Consider the following 22,175-nt stretch of genomic DNA (forward strand, 5'->3'; position numbering starts at 1 on the left):
CAACCAAAACCGCGTTATCCCAATAACAGGCCTGCCCACAGGCCCTTGCTCCACCGTATCGCCATTGCCACTCCTGCCAATAACTAAACCAGGGAGTCACCCCATGCAGCGTCGTACGTTGTTGAAAGCCAGTCTTACCGCAGCCGCCGCCCTCAGCCTCCCGCTGAGCATTCGGTCTGCATTCGCCGCCGAGCCCTTTACCTTTTACGGCCTCAAGTCCATGTCTGGCGCCTTTGCCAGCTATGGCAAGTTTGCCGACATGGGTTCGCGCCTGGCGGTGCAACAGCACCCGCAGGTGCTAGGTCGCGCGTTGAACTACAAGGTCATCGACACCGAAGGCAACGCCGGCAAGGCGGTGCGCAAGGTGCAGGAAGCCATCCAGCAGGACGGCGCACGGTTCTTCCAGGGTTGCACCTTGTCGTCGTCGGCACTGGCGGTGGCCAAGGAAGTCGACAAGGTGGGTGGCGTGTTCATGACCCCGGTCGGCGCCGATGAAGTCACCGGCAAGGACTGCAACCTCGCGACCTTCCGCTGGTCGGTGCCCACCTACGGTGCCATCCGCGAAACCATGGTGCCGCTGATCAAGCTGCTGCCGGACGCCAAGCGCTGGTACACCATCACCCCGCAATACGTGTTCGGCGAAGCGTTGCTCGAAGGCGCAAAAAATGTGCTCAAGGAAAACGGCCTGGAGCACATCGGCAACAGCTACCACTCACTGCAGGAACAGGAGTTCTCCGGTTACCTGACCAATGCCATCGCCGCCAAGCCCGATGTGCTGGTACTGCTCAACTTCGGCAGCCAGTCGTCCAACACCCTGCGCCAGGCGGTCAACTTCGGCATCAAGGAACGCATGAAAGTGCTGTTGGTGTGGTCCGCCGGCCTCGACCAGTTCCAGGAACTGGGCAGCGACGTGCTGGAAGGCGTGTACCTTGGCGCGCAGTACTGGCACCAGGTCGACACCCCGCTCAACCGTGAACTGGTCAAGCTCACCCAGGCCCAATACGGCATCAACCCCACCTATCCGCTGGCCGCCGACTACATCAGCACCAAGATCATGCTCGACACCATCATCGCCACCGGCAGCTTCGACGGGCCCACCGTGGCCAAGGCCATGCAGGGCCTGAGCTACGAAGGGCCGACCGGCAAGGAATCGATCCGCGCCGGCGACCATCAGGTGATCAAGGATTACTACCTGCTGATCGGCAAGGCCACTGCCGACATGGCCGACAAGGATGACCTGGCCAAGGTGCTCAGCGCCGGCCAGTCGTTCCCACCCGTGGAAGCCACGGGCTGCACGCTCGGCTGATCCCCTGAATTTGGTAGCGCAGGGCCGTGCAAGCGGCCTCCTGCAGAGGGTTCCTGCATGCTTAATCTTTACCTGTTCCAGATTCTCAACGGCCTCGGATTGGGGATGATCTACTTCCTGATCGCGGTCGGGCTGACGATCATTTTCGGCCTGCTCAACTTCGTCAACTTCGCCCACGGCGCGTTTTTCCTGCTGGGTGCCTACATCTGCTACACCGCTGTGAGCCTCACCGGCAACTTCTGGCTGGCGCTGCTGATCGCGCCGCTGGTGGTGGCCGCACTGGCCTGGGTCATCGAGCGAGTGTTGATCCAGCGGATCTATCACTTGCCACACATGTTCCAGATCCTGGTGACCTTAGGGATCGCGCTGATCATCCAGGAAGCCAGCGTGATGATTTGGGGCCCGGTGGGCAAGAGCGTCGCCGTGCCGGAACTGCTGCGCGGCGTGCTGGTGGTGGGTGACTTCGTCTACCCCTACTACCGCCTGTTCCTCATCGTGTTCTCCGGGCTGGTCGGCCTGGGCCTGTGGCTGCTGCTGGAACGCACGCGCTTCGGTGCCCTGGTGCGGGCCGGCAGTGAAAGCACCGAAACCGTGTCGCTGCTGGGCACCAATATTTTCCGCCTGTTCTCCATGACCTTCGCCCTCGGCGTGGCCCTGGCCGGCGTTGCCGGCGTACTGTTCGCCCCGTTGCGCGGCGCCCAGCCCTTTGTCGGCCCGGAGATTCTCGGGGTGGCCTTCGTGGTGGTGGTGATCGGCGGCATGGGTTCGTTCAGCGGTGCGCTGGTCGGCGGTTTGCTGGTGGGCGTGGTGCAAAGCCTGATGACCACACTCTGGCCCCAAGGCGCGAGCCTGATGATCTATGGCGCAATGGCCGTGGTGATTCTGGTACGTCCTTACGGCCTGTTCGGGAGAGCCTGAGATGAGCGAGAAAAATCCCCTGCCGTTCGCCAAGACCCAATCCAAGGCCATGTTGCTGTGGGTGCTGGCGGTACTGATCGGCCTGCCGTTGATATTGCCCTCGGCGACCCTGGCCACCGAGATCCTGATCTTTGCCATGGCCGCCCTCGCCTGCAACCTGTTGCTGGGCTACACCGGGCTGCTGTCGTTCGGCCAAGGCATCTTCTTCGGGGCCGGCGCCTACTGTGCGGCGTTGCTGATGATTCATCTGCAACTGGGCCTGTTCACCGCATTGCTCGGCGCCGCCATCGCGGGTGGCTTCCTGGCGTTGCTGGTGGGCGCCCTGGCGATCCGTCGCACCGGCATCTACTTCGTGATGCTGACCCTCGCATTCAGCCAGATGGCCTACTTTGTCGCCTACACCCTCAGCGACTGGACCGGTGGCGACAACGGCCTGCTCAGCGTGCCACGCCCGGAGATCCGCCTGGGTGAAACCGTGCTGCTGTCACTGGCCGACGCCCGCGCCTTCTACGCCTTTGTCGCGGTGCTGTTCCTGCTGATCTTCATCGGCGCACGCCGGGTGATCGCTTCGCCGTTCGGCAGCACGCTGATGGCCATCCGCGAAAACGAAACCCGCGCCTCAGCCATCGGCTATGACACACGCCACTTCAAAATCCTGGTGTTTGTGCTGTCCGGCGCCGTCACCGGCATCGCCGGCGCGCTCTACGCGATGCTGCTGCACTTTGTGCCGCTGTCGAATATCGACCTGATGATGTCCGAAAACATCCTGATCATGACCATCGTCGGCGGCACGGGCTCGTTGTTCGGCTCGTTGCTGGGCGCCGGTTCCATCGTGTTGCTGGGGGATTTCCTTTCCGACCTGTGGCCGCGCTGGCTGATGCTGCTGGGGGTGATTCTGATCCTGGTGGTGATCTTCATGCGCGGTGGTTTGTGGGGCGGCCTGGTGTCGCTGTTTGAACGGGTGCGTGGCAGCCGCAAGACCGCCGCTGTCGCCAAGGAGGAAGGGCTATGAGCATCCTGTTGGAAACCAAAGACCTGGAACTGGCCTACGGCGCGTTCCATGCGGTGAACGGCGTGAACCTCAAGGTCGAGGCCGGCACCATCCACACCATCATCGGGCCCAACGGCGCGGGCAAGACCAGCCTTTTCCACTGCCTTACCGGCGAACGCCAGGCCACCGCCGGGGCGATTCATTTCGACGGCAAGAACCTGATGCGCAAGCCCGCCCACGGCCGGGTCGGCTTGGGCATGGCGCGCTCGTTCCAGCTTACCAGCCTGTTCCAGAACCTCAGCGTGCGCGAAAACCTGCGCCTGGCCGCCCAAGGCCGCGACGGTGCGCGTGCCTTGAATTTCTGGCGTCGCGTCGACAGCAAGCGCGAACACCTGGAGATGGCCGACCAGGTGCTGGAGCGTCTGCAACTCACTGCCCGCGCCGATACCCTCGCCGGCGAGTTGTCCCACGGCCAGCAGCGGGTGCTGGAGGTGGGCATGTCGATCTGCTCCAAACCGAAACTGTTGATGCTGGATGAGCCCACCTCGGGCATGGGCATCGATGACATCCCGATCATGACCCAGTTGATCAGCGACCTAGGCCGTGACCACACGGTGCTGCTGATCGAACACAACATGAGCATTGTCATGTCCATCAGCCAACGCATCACGGTGATGAGCCACGGGCAGATCCTGGTGGAAGGCACGCCGGAATTCGTGCGTGCCGATGAACGCGTGCGCACCGCGTATCTTGGGGAGGCTGCCTGATGCTGATCGTCGAGAATATCCATTCCTACTACGACAAGAGCCATGTGCTGGAAGGCGTGTCGCTGACCGTCAACCCTGGCGAACTGGTGACGCTGCTGGGACGCAATGGCGCCGGCAAGACCACCACCCTGCGCAGCATCCTCGGCATCATCTGCCCGCGCCAGGGCCAGATCCACTTCAACGGCCAGGCGCTGGTGGGCCAGAAAATCTTCGAAATCGCGCGCCAGGGCCTGGCGCTGGTGCCGGAGAACCGTGGGATTTTCCGCCTGCTCACGGTCGAGGAAAACCTGCGCATCGCCACGCGCAAGACCAGCCGCTGGCAGCTTGAGGACGTCTACGGCATGTTCCCGCGTCTCAAGGAACGCCGCAAAAACGCCGGCCATGCGCTGTCCGGCGGCGAGCAACAGATGCTCGCCATCGCCCGCGCCCTGCTCAACGATCCCAAGCTGCTGATTCTCGATGAACCCACCGAGGGCCTGGCGCCGGTGATCGTCGACGAACTGGTGAAGATCCTGCGCAAGGTCAAGGACGACGGCCTGCCGGTGCTGTTGGTGGAACAGAACCTCATGGTCTGCGACAAGCTCGCCGACCGCCACTACGTGCTCGAACAGGGCCGCGTGGTCTACGAGGGCAGCGCCGAAGCCTTCCGCGCCGACCCAACCATCAAAAACCGTTATTTGGCCCTGAGTGCCTGACCGGAGATTGCACATGAATAGTTTTGCGCAACCGCTCAAGAGCAACGCCCCGCTGATCAACCGCGACCGCCTCTGGCAATCCTTGATGGACCTGGCCCAGCTCGGTGCCACCGTCAAAGGTGGTGTGTGCCGCCTGGCGCTGACCGACCTGGACCGCCAGGCCCGCGACCTGTTTGTGCAATGGTGCGAGGCCGCCGGCTGCAGTGTCAGTGTCGACGCCATCGGCAATATCTTTGCACGCCGTGCCGGGCGCAACCCCGCCCTGCCCCCGGTGATGACCGGCAGCCATATCGACACCCAGCCCACCGGCGGCAAGTTCGACGGGTGCTACGGGGTGATGGCCGGGCTGGAAGTGATCCGCACCCTGAATGACTTGAACATCGAAACCGCCGCGCCGATTGAAGTGGTGGTGTGGACCAACGAAGAAGGCTCGCGTTTTCCGCCGTGCATGATGGGCTCCGGGGTGTTTGCCGGTAAGTTCGATTTGCAGGACACCCTCGACAAGCTCGATGACCAGGGTCTGTCGGTCGGCGCCGAATTGCAGCGCATCGGTTATGCCGGATCCCGCGCCGTGCTCGGCCACCCGGTGGGTGCCTACTTCGAAGCACACATCGAACAAGGCCCGGTGCTGGAGGACCAGGCCACCACCATTGGCGTGGTCATGGGCTGCCTGGGCCAGAAGTGGTTCGACCTAACCCTTTCCGGCGTCGAAGCCCACGCCGGCCCGACGCCGATGCACCTGCGCAAGGATGCCCTGGTCGGCGCCGCCGAGGTGGTCAGCGCGGTCAACCGTATCGCCCATCAACAACAACCGCACGCCTGCGGCACGGTCGGTTGCCTGAGCCTGCACCCCGGTTCACGCAATGTGATTCCTGGCCAAGTGCACATGACCATCGACCTGCGCCACCTGCATGCGGACAAGCTGCAAGCCATGGTCGATGAAGTACGCGGCGTGATCGAAGACACCGCTAAAAGGCACGGCCTTACCTTCGAGCTGACGCCGACGGCTGACTTTCCGCCGCTGGACTTCAACCCGGTCTGCGTCAACGCTGTGCGCGACGCCGCGGGTGTATTGGGCTTGAGCCATATGGATATCGTCAGCGGCGCCGGGCACGATGCGATTTTCGTCGCCGAACTCGGCCCGGCCGGGATGATTTTTGTGCCGTGCGAAGGCGGCATCAGCCATAACGAAATCGAAAACGCGGCGCCGGACGACCTGGCGGCGGGCTGCGCGGTATTGCTGCGCACCATGGTCAATGCAGCCCAGGGGGAAACGGCATGAGCGAGATCGGCCAACTGACGGCAGTGCAACTGTTGCAGCATTTTCGCGACAAGACCTTGTCACCGGTGGACGTCACCGAAGACGCCCTGCTGCGTATCGAACGCTATAACCCGGTGGTGAATGCCTACTGCCACGTGGACCCGGAAGGCGCGCTGAACGCCGCGCGCGCGTCGGAACAACGCTGGCTCAGCGGCCGACCTTGCGGCGCGCTGGACGGTGTGCCGGCGTCGATCAAAGACCTGACGCTGACCGTCGGCATGCCGACCCGCAAGGGCTCGCGCACCACATCGGCCGAGGGCCCGTGGGACGTCGACGCGCCCTTCACCGCCTTTATGCGCAAGGCCGGTGCGGTGCTGCTGGGCAAGACCTCTACCCCGGAATTCGGTTGGAAAGGCGTCACCGACAACCCGTTGTACGGCATTACCCGCAACCCCTGGGACACACGCACCACGGCGGGCGGCTCATCCGGCGGCGCGGGGGCCGCGGCAGCGCTGAACCTGGGCGTGCTGCACCAAGGCAGCGATGCCGGCGGTTCGATCCGGATTCCCTGTGCATTTACCGGCACCTTCGGGATCAAACCGACGTTTGGCTATGTGCCGCAGTGGCCGGCCAGCGCCATGACCCTTCTCTCGCACCTGGGGCCGATGACCCGTACGGTGGAAGACAGCGTGTTGATGCTACAGACCATCGCCCAGCCGGACACGCGCGACGGCTTGATCGGCGCGCCACGCACCACGCCGTGGCTCACACCGGGTACGGATCTGAACGGTTTGCGTGTCGCCTATAGCCCGAACTTCGGTTACGTGGACGTCGACCCGCAAGTGGCCAAGGTCGTCGCTCAAGCGGTGGCAGGGCTGGTGCAACTGGGCGCCCATGTCGAGCAAATCGACCCCGGCTTCAGCGACCCGCTGGAAGTCTTCAGCACCCTGTGGGCAGCCGGCGCCGCACGCCTGACAAGCCCCATGAACGATGCGCAAAAACAGCTGCTGGACCCAGGCCTGCTGCGTATTGCACAACGCGGCGAACGCTTGAGCCTGGATGACTTCAACGCAGCCCTCGAAGCCCGCGCAGCCCTGGTGGCGCGCATGGCGGCGTTCCATGAGCACTACGATGTACTGGTGTCGCCGATGATGCCCATCACGGCATTCGACGCCGGGCACGACGTACCGCCCGGCTCCGGATTGGAGGAATGGACACAGTGGACACCGTTCACCTACCCCTTCAACCTGACCCAACAGCCAGCGGCCTCGGTGCCGTGTGGGTTGGCGACGAATGGCTTGCCGGTGGGCTTGCATGTAGTGGGCGCGCGGTTTGCCGACGAACAAGTGTTGCGGGTGTGCCACGCCTACGCGAAGGCCTTCCCGACCCAGCACCTCCAAGCCCCACAAACCCCAACCTGAAATGCCCCCTGTAGGAGCCGGCTTGCCGGCGCTACACCTACCGGCTTTTGATTCAACCACTCAGGCCGGCTATCAGGCCGCCGTGCTCTTGCTCTTGCTCTTGCTTTTGATCTTGATCTTGATCCTAAGCGCCCCGTCAAACACGCTGGCCGGAATTCGACAGGGATTTGGGGGGTAAACCGGCAGGGATGCCGGTTTAGCCGCCCCGCGCCATGGATGGCGCGTGGCGGCGGCCCCCCAAATCCCTGTCGGATTACGGGCACACCGAGCCTAGGCGAGGTGCCGAGTGTTGGGGCAAGAGCGCTTTGGTTACTTTCGCGCTTTTCGAAAGTGACCCGCCGTAAGGGCGGAACCAATAGTAGTCGTTACCTAAATAACGGATATGTACCCGGGCAGATCCAACATCCAGGTCGGCTGTCAGGCCGCCTTCGCAGGCAAGCCAGCTCCCACATTTGGATCGCGGGGCTACAGTGAGATTGTCGTCGGCTGTCAGGCCGCCTTCGCGAGCAAGCCCGCTGCCACATTTGGATCGCGGGGCTACAGTGAGATTGTCGTCGGCTGTCAGGCTGCCTTCGCAGGCAAGCCAGCTGCCACATTTGGATCGCGGGGCCACAGTGAGATTGTCGTCGGCTGTCAGGCCGCCTTCGCAGGCAAGCCCGCTCCCACATTTGGATCGTGGGGCTACAGTGAGATTGTCGTCGGCTGTCAGGCCGCCTTCGCAGGCAAGCCAGCTGCCACATTTGGATCGCGGGGCCACAGTGAGATTGCCGTCGGCTGTCGGGCCGCCTTCGCGAGCAAGCCAGCTCCCACATTTGGATCGTGGGGCCACAGTGAGATTGTCGTCGGCTGTCAGGCCGCCATCCACTACAATGCCCTCCATTCAACCCCGGGGGGCTTCATGGACATCGAACTGGCACGCACCTTCCTCGAAATCACCCGCTGCGGCAGCCTGGCCGCAGCCGCCGAGAAACTGCACGTCACCCAGACCGCCATCACCGCGCGAGTCAAAAGCCTCGAAAGCCAGCTAGGCAGCACACTGTTCGTGCGCAACCGCGCCGGCGCCAGGCTGACCGCCGACGGCGAGGCCTTCGTGGTATACGCCAACCAATTGCTGCAAACCTGGGAAGCGGCAAAACGCGACCTGCCGCTGCCCGATGGCTACCGCAACGTGCTGCATATCGGCGGCGAGGTCAGCCTGTGCAACCCATTGATGCTCGGCTGGGCCCAGGCCCTGCGTCAGCATCTCCCCGGCCATGCGCTGCGCACCGAAGTACGCGAAGGCGAGTACCTGTTGCGCCAGCTGGAACTGGGCGTGCTCGACGCCGCGCTGGTGTTCCAGCCGCAGTACTGGCCGGGGTTGCAGGTGGAGCAAGTGCTAGAAGAAAAACTGATCCTGGTGCAATTGATGAGCAATCCGGCCCCCTACGTGTATATCGATTGGGGCCCCGGCTTTCGCCAACAGCACGATGCCGCCCTGCCCGACAAGGCCCGCGCCGCGCTGAGTTTCAACCTCGGCCCGCTGGCGTTGCAGTACATCCTGGAAAACGGTGGCGCCGGCTACTTCCGTACCCGCGTGGTGCAGAGCTACCTGGACAATGGCGTGATGCAGCGCGTGCCCAAGGCGCCGGAGTTCAGCTTCCCCACTTACCTGGTGTATTCACGGGCGCGGGATTCGGCGGTGTTGCAACAGGCACTGGGGTTGCTGCGCGAAGTGGTCAAGGCTGAAAGTGACTGGTCGCAGCGCTGGGACCCATTGATTTGAATCACCCTCCCCCTGCGCGCATGCTAGCCTGCGAGTGTTTCCTTTTGCAGCCTTACCGATGAACAAGAAAAAGTCCGTCACCATCAGCGATATCGCCAAACGCGTCGGCATGACCACCATCACGGTGTCCCGGGCGTTGAGCAAACCCGACTTGGTCAAGCCGGCCACCCTGGCGCGCATCCTTGAAGTGGCACGGGAGATGGACTACGTGCCCAACGCCTTCGCACGCGGGCTCAAGCGCAGTGAGAGCCTGATCATCGGCGTGATCACCGCATCGGTGGACAACCCGTTCTACAGCGAAATGATCAAGGCGATTTCCCGCGAGGCCAAACAGCACGGCTACACCATCATGCTGGTGGACACCGATGAGCTGGAAGAACTGGAAAGCAAGGCCGTGGATACCCTGCTGGGCTACCGTGTGGCGGGGATCATCCTGTCGCCGGTCTCGGATGAGCCAAGCTATCAGCCCGACTACCTTGAACGCCTGGCCAACGGCAAGACCCCGGTGGTGCTGCTCGATCGCACGATCCATGACAGCCCGTTCAGCCGCGTGGTGCTCGACAACTACCACAGCGGCATCCAGGCCGCGCATTACCTGCTGCGCCAGACACCAAATCTCAAGCGCCTGCTGGTGCTGACCGGCCCCGAGCACTCACGTATCACCGTCGAACGCCTCAAGGGCCTGCGCGAAGTGCTGGCCGAACACCCGCAGGTACAGGTCGAGGTGCAGGCCGGCGACTACACGCTGATGCCCTCCTACCTGCATACCCTCGACTACCTGGCCGAACACTCGGCGCCAGACGCGATCATGGGCTTCAACCAGTTGATCACCCTCGGCGCCCTACGCGCACTGCGCATGCACAACATCGCCCACGACAGCCTGACCATCTGCGGCATCGACCGCCTGCCCTTCGCCGATATCTTTGGCGTGCCCATCGCCTGCGTGGCCCACGATGCGTCCCTGGCCGGCAGCAGCGCGGTGCGGCTGCTGCTCGACCGCCTGGAAGACCCGTTCAAGCCACGGGACAAGGTGGTAATCGCCGGCCAGTTGGAAAACGGCTAGCGACTGGTGTAACCGCCGTCGATGGGCAAGCTGACGCCACTGATCATGCTGGCGGCGCGACTCAGCAGGAACAGCACCGGCAAGGCCACTTCCACGGTTTGCGCAAAGCGCCCCAATGGAATGGCCGCCAGCGCCGGGTCGCGCTTGGCCGGCTCGGACCAGGCCATGGCTGCCATCGGCGTGAGCGTCACCGTGGGGTTGACACTGTTGACGCGTATGCCAAAGCGACCCCACTCGGCGCATTGCACACGGGTGATCGCATCCAGCGCGGCCTTGGACGCGCAATAGCCAAGGTGATCGTCCAGGGCCACCAGCGAGGCCTGGCTGGAAACGTTGACGATGCTACCGGCGATCTGCGCTTCTATCATCTTGGCCGCCACGCGGCTGGCGACTTGCGCGGCGGCACGGGCATTAACCTGCATCACTTGGTCGAAGGCTTCGGCGCTGATGGCGGCGGCGGGCTCCAGGCGCGAAATGCCGGCGCAGTTGACCAGGCCATGCAGCGGCGGCAGGTCGTGCAGGGCTTTGTCGAGGGCGGCGCTGTCGGCGATGTCCAGGCAGAGGGTGTGGCAACCGAGTTGGGCCAGAGCTTGCGCGTCGCGGCCAAGGGCGAAGACTTCAGCGCCGCTGGCGATGAGCTGTTGGGCGATTTCGCGACCGATGCCGCTGCTGGCGCCGGTGACGAGGATACGGTGGTGGGTGAAGTCGAAGGCTGCATTCATGAATACACATCTCAAAAGCAATGAAGATCCCCTGTGGGAGCGGGCTTGCTCGCGAATGCGGTGGATCCGCCAATGAATCTGTTGACTGACACACCGCATTCGCGAGCAAGCCCGCTCCTACATTTTTGGACTGTGTTGAATCAGTTGGTTTGCAGGTTATGCATGATCGGTTTCAGCGCGGGATACAGCTTCAAGTACTCGGCAAACGCCCGGTCATAAACCCCGACGTTTTCAACCTTGGGCTCCGCCCGCAGCGCCAATTGCACCCACCCTTTGTCCATCTCCCCATCACTCACCAACCCCACCGAATGCGCCGCCAACAACGCCGCACCCAACGCCGCCTCCACCTCCTGAACGATGGTGTACACCGGGTACTGCGTAATATCCGCGATGATCTGCATCCACAAATCCGAATGGCTTGCCCCACCCACCACAATCAAGCGCGGGTCCAGGGAATGCGCGCCACGGGTGCCCGCTTCGATGTTGTGCCGCAAGGCAAAACTCACGCCCTCCAGCACCGCGCGATACAGGTGAATGCGGCTGTGGTAAAGGTTCAAGCCGACAAAACTGCCACTGGCACGGTCATCCCAAACCGGACTGCGTTCACCCATCAGGTACGGCAGGAACAACAGGCCTTCGCTGCCCGCCGGGAGGTTCATCGCACGCTGCTCCAGCAGCACCAGGCTGTCCTGGCCGGTAACCTTGGCTTGTTGCTCTTCGGCCTGGCAGAACTGCTCGCGAAACCAGCTGACCGAGGCACCGGCCGTGATCGCACCGCCGAAGATGTACAGGTCGCGGTGGCCGTTGTAGACGTGGGGCATGCTGACCAAGCCGTGATGGGCGTCCACCTGTTGGTTCAGGTAACCCCAGCACATGCTGGTGCCGATCATTGCCACGTGGTTGCCCGGCTGGGTGACCCCTGCGGCCAGCGTGGCCATGGCAGCATCGACGCCACCGGCAAGCAACGGCGTGCCAGCTTGCAGGCCCAGGCGTGTTGCCCAGGTGTCGAGCAGGCCACCCACCACCTCCCCTGAATACACTAGCCGCTGCGGCATCATTGTCTGGGGAATGCCCAGCGCATCCAGCATCTCCCCCGACCAGTCACGCGCCTTCACGTCGTAGACACCGCCGATATTGCCGGCGCTGCTATGGTCCACCGCCAACTCCCCGGTGAGGCACCAATTGATATAGCTGTTGGGCGGCAACAGGTAGCGGGTGTTCGCCCACACCTCAGGCTGGTGCTGCTTGAGCCAGAGCATCTTGGTGAAGCCATAGTAGCTGTCCACCGAATTGCCGGTGATCGCGAACAGCCGGTCCAGGTCAACCTGCTCGCGTACCCAGGCTACCTGCTCGCCGGCGCGGCGATCCATCCAGATCAGGCACGGGTGCAGCGGCGTGATCTGCGCATCCACCGCAATCCCCGAGCCGCCGTACAGGCTGCTGATGCACAATGCCTTGACCTGTTCCGCCGCCACGCCGGCCTTGGCCATGCACTGCGCCACACAGGCCTCGACCGCATCCAGCCAGACCTGAGGCCATTGCTCGGCCCAGCGCACTTTCGGGGTATCCACACGATACCCCTGGCTGTGCTGGGCGATGATCGTACCTTGACCATCCACCAGCAGCGCCTTGGTGCTCTGGGTTCCTATATCGACACCCATCACGTAGTTCATTTTTCAGACCACCGGCTTCAACAGCACCTTGATCGACTTGGTCGAGTTCGCCAGCTCGAAGGCTTCGGCCCAGTCGTCCAGCGGGAAGTCATGGGTAACGATGCCCTTGGACGTGACCAGGCCGCGCTCGAACAGGTCGATGGCGATCGGGTAGCAATACGGCCCGAGGTGGGCGCCGCGTACGTCCAACTCCTTGCGATCGCCAATGATCGACCAGTCGACGCTGGTCTCGGCACCAAACACGCTGAACTCGACAAAACGCCCGAGCTTGCGGATCAGGTCCAGGCCCTGGGTCACGCCGGCCGGAACGCCGGTGGTTTCGATGTACACGTCGCAGCCATAGTTGTCGGTCAGGCCATTGATGATCTCGCGGGCGTTGTCCCGCGACGGGTTGATCACCACATCGGCGCCGAACTTCTTCGCCAGTTCCAGGCGCTCGTCGACCATGTCGATCACCACCAGTTTCTTCGGCGTCTTCAATGCAGCGACCTGGACCATGCAAAGGCCAAGGGTGCCTGCACCGGCGATCACCACCACGTCATCAAGCTGGATATCGCCGCGGTTGACGGTATGGATGGAACAGGCCATCGGTTCCACCAGCGCCGAGTCTTCCAGCGACACCGACTCGGGGATCTTGTGCACGATGGCGGTCTTGGGAATGCGCATGTACTGGGCCATGCCGCCTTCGGCCACTTCACGCTGGAAGCCGAAGATGTTGTGCACTTCGCACATCCAATACTTGCCCGACTTGCAGAAACGGCACTTGCCGCACGGCACGATCTGTTCGGCGATCACCTTGTCGCCCACCGCGACTTCGAAGTGCTCTTCGGCGCCCTCGCCCGCTTCTACCACATAGCCGAAAAACTCGTGGCCCGGCACCACCGGCGCCTTGACCCACGGGTTGTCGCCGCCCCAGAACATCGCTGCGCCCGAGTGGCACTTGCAGTCACTGGCGCATATGCCGCAGGCGGCGATGCGGATCACCAGTTCATTGGCGCGTGCCTGGGGTTTGCCGATGCGTTCCAGGCGATAGTCTTTGGGGCCGTGGCAGACGACGGCTTGCATTTCGGTGTGCTTGTCCATGGTGTCGAGTCCTGTTCTTGTTAGGAGTTTATTTGTGGCGCTGACGGCTGATAAAAATCGCCAGCAAAATGATCCCGCCCTTGATAACGCTTTGGACGTAGGGCGAAACACCAAGCATGTTCAATCCGTTGTTCAACACGCCGAGCAGCATGGCGCCGAGCAACGTACCGACGATCACGCCGCGCCCGCCGGCAATCGAGGCGCCGCCGAGCACCACCGCAGCAATCGCATCCAGCTCGAACGACACGCCGGCATTCGGCTGGCCACTCATCAGGCGTGAGGTGAGTACCAGCCCGGCAATCGCCGCCGTCAGGCCGCTGATGCCATACACCAGCAGCTTGAAGCGCGCTGCGCGCACGCCGGACAAACGCACGGCTTCTTCATTGCCGCCGATGGCGTAGATGTAGCGGCCGATGCGTGTGTGTTGCAGCAGCACATAGGCGACCAGGTAGGTGAGCAGCATGATCAGGATCGGCACCTGGATGCCGAACAGGCTTTCGCGGCCGAAGAACGCAAACCAGTCCGGCAAACCGGAAATCGGATAACCGTCGGTGTACATCAGGCCCAGGCCACGGGCGATGCCCATGGTCGCCAGGGTGACGATGATCGGCGGCATGTGCAGGTAGGCCACGAACAAGCCGTTGCCGATGCCGAAGGCCACGCCGATCAACATGCCTGCGCCAATCGCCAGGCCCGGCGGCAGCCCCGCGACCATCAACCCGGCCGTGAGGGTGCCGGACAAGGCCATCACCGGCCCTACCGACAAATCGATGCCGCCGGTGAGGATCACGCAGGTCATGCCCACCGCGATGATCGCGTTGATCGACACCTGGCGGGCAATGTTCGACAGGTTGCTGGCAGTGAGGAAGGTGTCGCTGGCAAGGATCATCACCAAGGTCACCACCACCAGCCCCACGAACGGGTAGAAGGCCGGCGAGCGCACCAGCCGCGCCAGGTTGAGGCGCAGCCGGCTGCTGTCGCCGGTACTAATGGACGTATTCACTTGAGCCCCCTGTTGCATGGCGCATGACCTCTTGAGGATTGACGGCGGACGCTTCGAGTAGCTTGACGATGGCGCCCTTATGGAACACGGCGACCCGGTCGCACATGCCGATGATTTCCGGCAACTCGGAGGAAATCATGATGATTGCGTAGCCCTGCTCGGTAAGGCTGCGCATCAGCGCGTAGATCTGCGCCTTGGCCCCCACGTCGATGCCACGGGTGGGCTCGTCGAACACCAGCACATCGCAGTGGTGGTTGATCCAGCGCGCGATCACCACCTTTTGCTGGTTGCCGCCGCTGAGGTTGAACACCCGGCTTTCGCTGCTGGGAGCCTTGATCGACAGTTGCTTCATCAGGCCCTCGACACTGGCGCATTCGCGGTTTTTGTCGATCAGGCCCGAAGCGTTCTGGTATTTGGGCAGGTTGTTCAGCGAGATGTTTTCGCGAATGCTGAAGTCGGTGATCAGCCCTTCGCTCTTGCGGCTTTCCGGCAGTAGGCCGATGCCATGGGCCAGCGCCTGGGCCGGGTCGTCGAGGGTGATTTTCTCGCCGCGCAGCCACACGTCTTTGCTCACCGACGGCAGCGCGCCCATCATGCCCAGGGCCAGTTCGGTGCGACCGGAACCGACCAGTCCGGCAAAGCCGAGGATCTCGCCCTTGTGCAGTTGGAAGCGGTTGTGGGGCCCGTTGCGCACCAGCTGGATATCCTTGACCTCCAGTAACAGCGGGCCGCGTTCGCGGGTCGGCTTGGGCGGAAAACTGCATGCCAGGCGACGCCCGACCATCATCTCGACCAAGTGATCGATATCACTGTCGGCCACATCGGTAACGCCGACATTGCCGCCGTCGCGCAACACGCTGATGCGGTCACACACCTGGAAAATCTCCTCCAGGTGATGGGAGATGAAAATCACCGCCACGCCCTGGCGCTTGAGCTCGCGCATGATCTCGAACAGCAGTTCCGCCTCACTGGGCGTGAGGGTCGCGGTGGGTTCGTCAAGCACCAGCAGGCGCGCATCCAGGGCCAGGGCCTTGGCGATCTCGACAAACTGCTGCTCGGCCACGCTCAGGTGCTTGACCGCACATTGCAGGTCGATGGTCACGCCCAGGCGCTTGAACAAGGCCTCGCTGGCCTCGACCATTTCGCGCTTGCGCAGCAGGCCGAAGCGGTTGCTCAGCTCATGGCCGAGGAAGATGTTTTCCACCGCCGTGAGGTAGGGGATCAGGCTGAATTCCTGGAACACGATGCCGATACCGGCGGCAATCGCATCGCGATAGGTCGCGAACTGCTGCGCCCGGCCATCGATCAGGATCTGGCCCTCGTCTTGATGCTCGACGCCGCCGAGGATCTTCATCAGGGTCGATTTGCCCGCGCCATTTTCGCCGAGCAAGGCATGGATCTCGCCGCGCTCGACTTGCAGGTTGATGGACTTGAGGGCCTGTACGCCCGGGTAACGTTTACAGATGTTTTCCAGCTTCAGAAGACTGCTCATACCGCCGACCTCGTATTCAGAAGGATGACCTGGGCCCCACGGATTGTGTGGGGCCTGGGTGATTTACCAGCTGAAATCCTTGGCTTTGGCCTGGTCGATCAGGGTGATGTCCACCGGGAGGGTGGCCGGCACCTGCGCGCCCCACTTCCTGGCCAGGGCAATGCCCAGGGCGAGGCGGATCTGATCGCGGGGGTATTGCGCCGAGGTGGCAATGAATTTGCTGCCGGGCTTCTGGATCGCCTTGATCGCTTCCGGTGCACCGTCGACGCTGACCAGTTTCACGTCCAGGCCGCTGGCTTCGATGGCCGAGAGCACACCGAGCGAGCCGTTGTCATTCACGCTGAAAATGCCCTTGAGGGTGGGCTGGGCCTGCAACATGTTCTCGGTGACGGTCAGCGCCTGGTCACGCTCCTGCTTGCCGTTCTGGATGCTGACAATCTTGATGTCCGGATGCTTCGCCACGGCCTCCTTGCAGCCGCGCACGCGCTCGAGGATGGGCACCACGGCGATGCCGTCGAGGATCGCGATATTGCCTTTGTCGCCGATGTTCTTGGCCAGGTATTCACAGGCCTGGAAGCCGGCGTCGAAGTTCTTCGAGCCGACGAAGGAATCCAGCGGGCCGTCCGCCTGGGCGTCCACCGCGACGACCACCACACCCGCAGCGTGGGCAGACTTGACTGCCGATTGCACGCCGACCGAATCCGTGGGGTTGATCAGCAGGATATCGATGCCTTTTTGCAGCATGTCTTCAACGTCACTGACTTGCTTGGACACGTCGTGGCGGGCGTCGGTGATGATCAGTTTCGCGCCGATGGTCGCCCCGGCTTCTTCAAGGGCGTTTTTCATGGTGACGAAATAAGGGTTGTTGATTTCCTGGAAGGACGCGCCGATACGAATCGGCTTGGCAGCGTCGGCAAAAGCAGGAGCAGCGGTGCCGAGGGTGATGCTTACAGCCAATAAACACAGGGTTTTCGGAAGCATTTTCATGGCGTGGTTCTCTGTTTTGTTTTTATTGTTAGAGCAAATGTTATCGTTAACATTTTGCCAAAAGCTAACAAGTAAATTCGGCAGGCGCAAGGGGCCACTGGTCGGTCGCGATCGAAATGTAGGAGCGGGCTTGCTCGCGAATGCGATGAGCCAGTCACCCAATGGAGTGCCTGACACACCGTTTTCGCGAGCAAGCCCGCTCCCACATTAGATTGGTGTACCACGCAAAAACTCGCACAAATTCGAGTACCAACTAAGCTCACTCTCCAACAAAAAGCCGCTGAGCTGCCCGCCATGGCCCACCCCACCGAGACCTTTCGCGCCCGTTACCGCGCCAACGTCGCGCCCCACTACAACCCCTGGCTCCACGCCAGTTTCGTGTTCGGCTACGGCGTTGCCTGCATCACCCTGGCCTGGTCATCCACTGCCCATATATCCGCATTGCAATGGCTGACCGTGCCCGCGACCCTGGTGTTCTTCAACCTCTGCATCTACCTCGTACACCGCCACCTCGGCCACCACAAACACGCCTTGGCCCGCCTGTTCTACGCACGCCACACCGGCGACCATCACAGTTTCTTCACCCCCGGCCACATGACCTACGACAGCCCCCGCGACTGGCGAGTCATCCTGTTCCCGGCCTGGCTGATCGTGCTGCACAGCCTGGCAATCACCCTGCCCGCCTGGTGGTTGCTCAAGCAATTGAGCCCCAACGTTGCAGGGCTGTTCGCCGGGTGCATGATCCTCGGGTATTTACTTTACGAAGTGTTTCACGCCTGCGAGCACCTGCCCGCCGAGCATCCGGTAGCGCGCTTGCCGTGGATCCGCCAGATGCACCAACTGCACGCCCTGCATCACCGTCGTGAACTGATGCAGGGGCGCAACTTCAATATCGTCCTCCCTTTGATGGATTACCTGTTCGGTACCCTGCACTGGGAACCGAGCACCCCGGACAACCAGGAATCGTCATGAGCACCCGTCCAAAAAAACTGCGTCATCTGCTGTTTGTACTGTTTCTGGCGGTGATCGCCTTCCTGCTGTTGATGCCCACGAAGGTGCAACCGGTTAATTGGACACCGCCCAAGGCTCCGTCGATGAAAAGCGGCCCTTACGCCGAAAACCAGCGCCTCAAGGGCGTGCAGAGAATCGGCGCCCAGGACATCGCCGGCCCCGAGGCCTTGCTGCTGGATACTCAGGGCTACCTGATCAGTGGTTTGCATGACGGACGCATCATCCGCACCTCGCCCGACAGCCGCAGCCTGGAAGTATTGGTCAATACCGGTGGGCGGCCCTTGGGCCTGGCGCTGCACCCGGATGGACGCCTGATCGTTGCCGACGGGATCAAGGGCTTGCTCGCCCTGGATGCCAAGCGCCAGCTCACCACCTTGAGTACCAGCGCCAACGGCGTGCCCTTTGGCTTTACCGATGACGTCACCGTAGACGCGAGCGGGCGTTATGCCTACTTCAGCGACGCGTCGAGCCGCTGGGGTTATGGGCAGGACGGTGAAGCGGTGATCGAACATGGCGGCGATGGTCGGCTACTGCGCTATGACTTCAGCAACGGCACGACCGAGGTGCTGCTGGACCAGTTGCAATTCGCCAACGGCGTTGCCTTGGGCTCGGATGAAAACTTTGTGCTGGTGAATGAAACGGGCGCCTATCGCATCAGCCGTTACTGGCTCAAAGGCGAGCGCGCCGGTACCCATGACCTGTTTCTCGACAACCTGCCCGGACTGCCGGACAACCTCAGCTTCAACGGCCAGGACCGCTTCTGGGTAGCGCTGTACTCACCACGCAATCCCTTGCTGGACAGATTTGCCGGCTATCCATCGCTGCGCAAAGTGATGGTGCGGGCGCTGATGGTGGTGCCCAAGCCTATCGAGCACAAAGCCTTTGTGCTGGGGTTGGATACCGAAGGCAAGGTCATCGCCAACCTGCAGGATGGCAGCGCGGGGAACTACTCGCCGATCACCACCGCGAGGGAGTACGGAAACTGGTTGTACCTGGGCTCGCTGACGAGCACGAGCATGGCGCGCCTGCCGTTGGACCTGGCATTGGCGGGTGAATAAAAAAGGGGCAGCCTCGTCAGGCTGCCCCTGCTTACTTACACCGTTGAATCAGTGGACGATGTTCTGGGTGCAGATGTGCCCGAAGGTCACGTAAGGCACGTTCTCGCCCCCCACGCCCACACCCGGGAACTCGTCCAGCTCGATACGCCAGCCGCCGAAGTTGAAGGTGGTGTCCCAGGTGTAGGTGACACCGGTGCTGCTGTCCGGGTACTGCACACGGTTATCGCCGAAGCACTCACCGATACCGGCACTCGCCTGGGATGTGCCCGCACTGTTGGTGGTGGCCTTGAAGTCGGTCCAGTGGAAGTCGGCACCGTCGAAGCGTTTGTCGATGCGCAGGACCGGCGTGACACCCAACAGCGGTGCGCCCGTGGAGTCGGACCAGTTGGTGGTCCAGTTCACCGTACGTGCGGCCTGGGTCGCCATCCAGAAAATCGACGCGGGTACACGCACGATATTGTCGCCCTTCACATCCGATGTGTTCAGCCGCGGCGTAGAGCCCAAGCTCAACTGGTACTGCTTGGTCGGGTCTTGTACCGCCGCCGGGTTGGCCCGCACACGCACCTTCACGGTAGTGCCCGGCGTGACACTCGGGTAGGTGGAGGTCGAACCGGCAGGGATGGTGACCCAATTGACGCCGTCAAAACGGTCGAAGATCCATTGGTTGCGACTGCCGCTCGCGTCACCGGCCAGGTACATGCTCACGCTTTGGCCACGCACCGCCTTGAAGTCGAAGTAATCGACATCGTTAGCGTTGTCGAGGTTGCCGGTCACCTTGTTCATCGAGTCCGGCAGCACAAAGGCGGTTTGCGGCGAGTCATTGGGCTCGTAGGCGTCGATGTTGGTGTCCACCGCCACGCCAAAGCTGAACTGCGAGTTGTTGGCAACCTTGGCGACCATGTACCAGTAGTAATCACCGGCCGGCAGCACACCGTTGAGATACTCGTCGGTATTGCCCGCCGCATCCGAGGAACCCACCACGCTCAGGTTGCCCTGGCCGTCGTCCTGAAACAGGGTCAACGACATGTCGCTGCCCGCACTCTGGTTGACCAGTTGCACCTGGATCCGCGCGTTCTCAGGCAGATTGAAGTGATAAGCGAACTCTTCACCTTGAGCCACCCCGCTGATGGTGTACAGCGTGTTGATATCCAGGGTCGGGAACAGGGGTACGAAGGCCGCAACGGCAGCGCTTTTCAGCTCGGCCTGGCCGGGCTTTTTCAACTCGCCGACCACGGTGTTGAAAGGCGCGGATTTGACGGACTGAGTGACAGCCTTGGACTGGCCGGTCTTGGCCGCCTGGAGTTTTTGCTTGAGGCTGGCCGGGACCTTCGCCGCGTCCAGCTTGCCACCGGATTTGAGCGCTTTGTCCACGGCCTGCTTGACCGCTTCGGCGCTGAGTTTCTGAGGGGTTTGCTCGGCCAGGGCAAAGGCCGAAACGAAGCAAGAGGCTGCCATAGCTGCGCCCAGCATAAAGGCTTTTTTCGATTTCATTTTTTATCCATCCATAGTTAAAAAGTGAAGCTCAGGTGACATCCGGTCACCTGGGATGGAATGTAGGACAGTACTGTATGAATGTACAGCACTATTTCAAATAAATGTTTCGCCGAAAGGGCAATCTAGAGCCAAGTGAACCAGAGCCCCCAGTAGCCAGCCAAAAAAATCGCAAGACGATACAACCCTACCGTCCACCGCTTGAGTGCTATGGGTATGGAGGCCAACTCTGCCTCAGTCACGAACCTGTCTTTCACATGTCGTTTTGGCGTTGTGAGGAGACTGATCATGAGGCACATGCGATTAAATCTAGCGAACCGCTGATTTTCCCAGCGTTGCAGAAGTTTGCGTACCTCTGCGTTTTCACTGAAGTAACTTTCCAACTCGTCGAGTTTTGTGCGCGTGGCATAACGCACCAGTCCCACAACAACAAACGTCCCAATCACCATCACGATGGTGTAGGCAAAAAACCCTGACATTGTTAAGCCCCCTCTGGTTGAAAGATCAAATCACCCTCCATCTCGATGACCTTGCCGCCTAGGAACTTGCCACCGTCGCCACCTAGATTGCCTCCTGCATACCCGCCAGCAGCGCCCCCAACGATTGCGCAGGTCAGAGCACCGCTTCCTCTCGTCGCGACACCTAAAAAAATGGTGCATGCACGACGAGTTAGCTCAGCACCCAACACGCCTCCCCCCGCCGCCCCCAGCACGCCCCCATAAACGGCCCCGTCTCCACATACTTCGCCCTTCGACACTGTGCCTCCCGCCCCGTCACACACGCCTCCTTGATCTCCAACCCCGCCACGCCCACGTCCAAGGCCAACCCCACATAAGTCCCTCTGCCCAACCACTTCGATGTCTGCGCCGTCTCCCGAATCCGCTTCGCATACCCCGCGATCTCCCCCTTGTGCAAATAGCTCTTGGTCGAAATCCCCAGCACTTTCTTCAACGACTCATTGCCCCGCAACCCCGGAACAACGCCTGGCGCTGCTGGATAAATGCCGCCCTGTCCAGGCCGCCGGCTTTCAACCGCTGATGCAACCGCTCGATGTCCTCCAGCGTTTGCGCCACTTCATTCAGGTGCCGCGCCCACGCCGACGTCACGCTGCCGATGCCAATCGAGCCATTCACCATGAAACTCTGCAGCAAGTCATAGTTGTCGATCACCGCTGCGCCGCCCGCTGCACTCATCTCCAGGTGGCGACGCACCTCTTCGGCATGACGCATCAACCACGCTTCCTCGACCGAACAATTCACGCTGTGGCCGTCGGGGACAATCACAGTTGCCCCGGCGCCACCAGGCCGGGCCGCAGGTACCGGTTCAACACGTCAAAATGATCGGAGCGCGGTCGACTCAGGGCGCCGCCCATCACTCGATTTTTCAAACTCTGATAGTCCGTCGCGCGGTCATTGATAAAGCTCTGCGCCATGCTTCACATTCCCGATGCGATGAAGATGGCGTCGAGATA

18 protein-coding genes and 1 pseudogene are annotated in these 22,175 nt (G+C 62.0%); 11 read left to right on the top strand and 8 right to left on the bottom strand.

The genetic code is table 11. The features are described 5' to 3' along the window. Positions 1–103 precede the first annotated feature (103 nt). From AB4N92_RS01715 to AB4N92_RS01755, 9 genes are all read left to right on the top strand, one after another. The gene (locus AB4N92_RS01715) at positions 104–1,306 is read left to right on the top strand and encodes an ABC transporter substrate-binding protein (protein ID WP_010209304.1); all 1,203 of its coding nucleotides are present in this window, start codon (positions 104–106) and stop codon (positions 1,304–1,306) included. A 57-nt stretch (positions 1,307–1,363) separates the two neighbouring features. After that, positions 1,364–2,224 carry a branched-chain amino acid ABC transporter permease gene (locus AB4N92_RS01720; RefSeq protein WP_021492866.1) on the top strand — a complete coding sequence of 287 codons (861 nt, stop codon included), beginning with the start codon at positions 1,364–1,366 and terminating at the stop codon, positions 2,222–2,224. A gap of 1 nt (position 2,225) precedes the next feature. Continuing rightward, a complete protein-coding gene (locus tag AB4N92_RS01725; RefSeq protein WP_010209302.1) occupies positions 2,226–3,236 on the top strand; it encodes a branched-chain amino acid ABC transporter permease in 1,011 nt (336 codons plus the stop codon). Further along, complete coding sequence (locus AB4N92_RS01730) at positions 3,233–3,982, top strand: ABC transporter ATP-binding protein (RefSeq protein ID WP_010209301.1); 750 nt, start codon at positions 3,233–3,235, stop codon at positions 3,980–3,982. Before AB4N92_RS01725 ends, AB4N92_RS01730 begins: the two co-directional genes overlap by 4 nt. After that, positions 3,982–4,677, top strand: a complete 696-nt coding sequence (locus tag AB4N92_RS01735) for an ABC transporter ATP-binding protein (RefSeq protein WP_042572037.1) — start codon at positions 3,982–3,984, stop codon at positions 4,675–4,677. The genes AB4N92_RS01730 and AB4N92_RS01735 overlap by 1 nt, the downstream gene beginning before the upstream one ends. Positions 4,678–4,690: 13 nt before the next feature. Further along, on the top strand, positions 4,691–5,959 hold the full coding sequence (locus AB4N92_RS01740; RefSeq protein ID WP_236267554.1) for a Zn-dependent hydrolase: 1,269 nt from the start codon (positions 4,691–4,693) through the stop codon (positions 5,957–5,959). Beyond that, positions 5,956–7,359: an amidase gene (locus tag AB4N92_RS01745; protein WP_236267555.1), complete on the top strand. Its 1,404-nt coding sequence runs from the start codon at positions 5,956–5,958 to the stop codon at positions 7,357–7,359. The genes AB4N92_RS01740 and AB4N92_RS01745 overlap by 4 nt, the downstream gene beginning before the upstream one ends. A gap of 898 nt (positions 7,360–8,257) precedes the next feature. Next, entirely contained in the window at positions 8,258–9,121 is an 864-nt protein-coding gene (locus tag AB4N92_RS01750; protein WP_021492871.1) for a LysR family transcriptional regulator, read from the top strand. A gap of 58 nt (positions 9,122–9,179) precedes the next feature. Continuing rightward, positions 9,180–10,184: a LacI family DNA-binding transcriptional regulator gene (locus AB4N92_RS01755; RefSeq protein ID WP_021492872.1), complete on the top strand. Its 1,005-nt coding sequence runs from the start codon at positions 9,180–9,182 to the stop codon at positions 10,182–10,184. Here AB4N92_RS01755 and AB4N92_RS01760 read toward each other — a convergent pair. The 6 genes from AB4N92_RS01760 to AB4N92_RS01785 form a co-directional block, all read right to left on the bottom strand. After that, positions 10,181–10,906, bottom strand: a complete 726-nt coding sequence (locus AB4N92_RS01760; RefSeq protein WP_021492873.1) for an SDR family oxidoreductase — start codon at positions 10,904–10,906, stop codon at positions 10,181–10,183. The two genes, AB4N92_RS01755 and AB4N92_RS01760, sit on opposite strands and share 4 nt — an antisense overlap. Before the next feature lie 140 nt (positions 10,907–11,046). Then, the gene (locus tag AB4N92_RS01765; protein WP_042572063.1) at positions 11,047–12,579 is read right to left on the bottom strand and encodes an FGGY-family carbohydrate kinase; all 1,533 of its coding nucleotides are present in this window, start codon (positions 12,577–12,579) and stop codon (positions 11,047–11,049) included. A 3-nt stretch (positions 12,580–12,582) separates the two neighbouring features. Beyond that, positions 12,583–13,662 (bottom strand): erythritol/L-threitol dehydrogenase, encoded by a 1,080-nt coding sequence (locus tag AB4N92_RS01770; protein ID WP_010209291.1) that lies wholly within the window; start codon positions 13,660–13,662, stop codon positions 12,583–12,585. 28 nt (positions 13,663–13,690) lie between these two features. Next, entirely contained in the window at positions 13,691–14,683 is a 993-nt protein-coding gene (locus tag AB4N92_RS01775) for an ABC transporter permease (RefSeq protein WP_010209289.1), read from the bottom strand. Continuing rightward, on the bottom strand, positions 14,649–16,157 hold the full coding sequence (locus AB4N92_RS01780) for a sugar ABC transporter ATP-binding protein (protein WP_045791862.1): 1,509 nt from the start codon (positions 16,155–16,157) through the stop codon (positions 14,649–14,651). The genes AB4N92_RS01775 and AB4N92_RS01780 overlap by 35 nt, the downstream gene beginning before the upstream one ends. A gap of 63 nt (positions 16,158–16,220) precedes the next feature. Then, on the bottom strand, positions 16,221–17,144 hold the full coding sequence (locus AB4N92_RS01785; RefSeq protein WP_137205542.1) for a substrate-binding domain-containing protein: 924 nt from the start codon (positions 17,142–17,144) through the stop codon (positions 16,221–16,223). Positions 17,145–17,438: 294 nt separating this feature from the next. On the opposite strand from AB4N92_RS01785, the gene AB4N92_RS01790 reads away from it, so the two are divergent. Both AB4N92_RS01790 and AB4N92_RS01795 read left to right on the top strand, forming a co-directional pair. Continuing rightward, entirely contained in the window at positions 17,439–18,116 is a 678-nt protein-coding gene (locus tag AB4N92_RS01790) for a sterol desaturase family protein (protein WP_021492875.1), read from the top strand. Continuing rightward, complete coding sequence (locus tag AB4N92_RS01795; protein ID WP_137205543.1) at positions 18,113–19,213, top strand: SMP-30/gluconolactonase/LRE family protein; 1,101 nt, start codon at positions 18,113–18,115, stop codon at positions 19,211–19,213. The genes AB4N92_RS01790 and AB4N92_RS01795 overlap by 4 nt, the downstream gene beginning before the upstream one ends. 48 nt (positions 19,214–19,261) lie before the next feature. Here the strand turns inward: AB4N92_RS01795 and AB4N92_RS01800 are convergent, their stop codons facing one another. Together AB4N92_RS01800 and AB4N92_RS01805 are read right to left on the bottom strand one after the other, a co-directional pair. After that, on the bottom strand, positions 19,262–20,704 hold the full coding sequence (locus AB4N92_RS01800) for a PPC domain-containing protein (RefSeq protein ID WP_137205544.1): 1,443 nt from the start codon (positions 20,702–20,704) through the stop codon (positions 19,262–19,264). A gap of 481 nt (positions 20,705–21,185) precedes the next feature. Continuing rightward, positions 21,186–22,136: pseudogene (locus AB4N92_RS01805) on the bottom strand (hypothetical protein). Positions 22,137–22,175: the final 39 nt, after the last annotated feature.

It is taken from the genome of Pseudomonas sp. S3_A09 (assembly GCF_054668065.1).

Excerpts from the sequence above, each read along its gene's own strand:
- AB4N92_RS01735 (WP_042572037.1), top strand. The coding sequence starts at position 3,982 with ATGCTGATCGTCGAGAATATCCATTCCTACTACGACAAGAGCCATGTG.
- AB4N92_RS01760 (WP_021492873.1), bottom strand. The coding sequence starts at position 10,906 with ATGAATGCAGCCTTCGACTTCACCCACCACCGTATCCTCGTCACCGGC.
- AB4N92_RS01770 (WP_010209291.1), bottom strand. The coding sequence starts at position 13,662 with ATGGACAAGCACACCGAAATGCAAGCCGTCGTCTGCCACGGCCCCAAA.
- AB4N92_RS01775 (WP_010209289.1), bottom strand. The coding sequence starts at position 14,683 with ATGCAACAGGGGGCTCAAGTGAATACGTCCATTAGTACCGGCGACAGC.
- AB4N92_RS01790 (WP_021492875.1), top strand. The coding sequence starts at position 17,439 with ATGGCCCACCCCACCGAGACCTTTCGCGCCCGTTACCGCGCCAACGTC.
- AB4N92_RS01745 (WP_236267555.1), top strand. The coding sequence starts at position 5,956 with ATGAGCGAGATCGGCCAACTGACGGCAGTGCAACTGTTGCAGCATTTT.
- AB4N92_RS01785 (WP_137205542.1), bottom strand. The coding sequence starts at position 17,144 with ATGAAAATGCTTCCGAAAACCCTGTGTTTATTGGCTGTAAGCATCACC.
- AB4N92_RS01725 (WP_010209302.1), top strand. The coding sequence starts at position 2,226 with ATGAGCGAGAAAAATCCCCTGCCGTTCGCCAAGACCCAATCCAAGGCC.
- AB4N92_RS01720 (WP_021492866.1), top strand. The coding sequence starts at position 1,364 with ATGCTTAATCTTTACCTGTTCCAGATTCTCAACGGCCTCGGATTGGGG.
- AB4N92_RS01740 (WP_236267554.1), top strand. The coding sequence starts at position 4,691 with ATGAATAGTTTTGCGCAACCGCTCAAGAGCAACGCCCCGCTGATCAAC.
- AB4N92_RS01755 (WP_021492872.1), top strand. The coding sequence starts at position 9,180 with ATGAACAAGAAAAAGTCCGTCACCATCAGCGATATCGCCAAACGCGTC.
- AB4N92_RS01780 (WP_045791862.1), bottom strand. The coding sequence starts at position 16,157 with ATGAGCAGTCTTCTGAAGCTGGAAAACATCTGTAAACGTTACCCGGGC.
- AB4N92_RS01800 (WP_137205544.1), bottom strand. The coding sequence starts at position 20,704 with ATGAAATCGAAAAAAGCCTTTATGCTGGGCGCAGCTATGGCAGCCTCT.
- AB4N92_RS01750 (WP_021492871.1), top strand. The coding sequence starts at position 8,258 with ATGGACATCGAACTGGCACGCACCTTCCTCGAAATCACCCGCTGCGGC.
- AB4N92_RS01730 (WP_010209301.1), top strand. The coding sequence starts at position 3,233 with ATGAGCATCCTGTTGGAAACCAAAGACCTGGAACTGGCCTACGGCGCG.
- AB4N92_RS01765 (WP_042572063.1), bottom strand. The coding sequence starts at position 12,579 with ATGAACTACGTGATGGGTGTCGATATAGGAACCCAGAGCACCAAGGCG.
- AB4N92_RS01715 (WP_010209304.1), top strand. The coding sequence starts at position 104 with ATGCAGCGTCGTACGTTGTTGAAAGCCAGTCTTACCGCAGCCGCCGCC.
- AB4N92_RS01795 (WP_137205543.1), top strand. The coding sequence starts at position 18,113 with ATGAGCACCCGTCCAAAAAAACTGCGTCATCTGCTGTTTGTACTGTTT.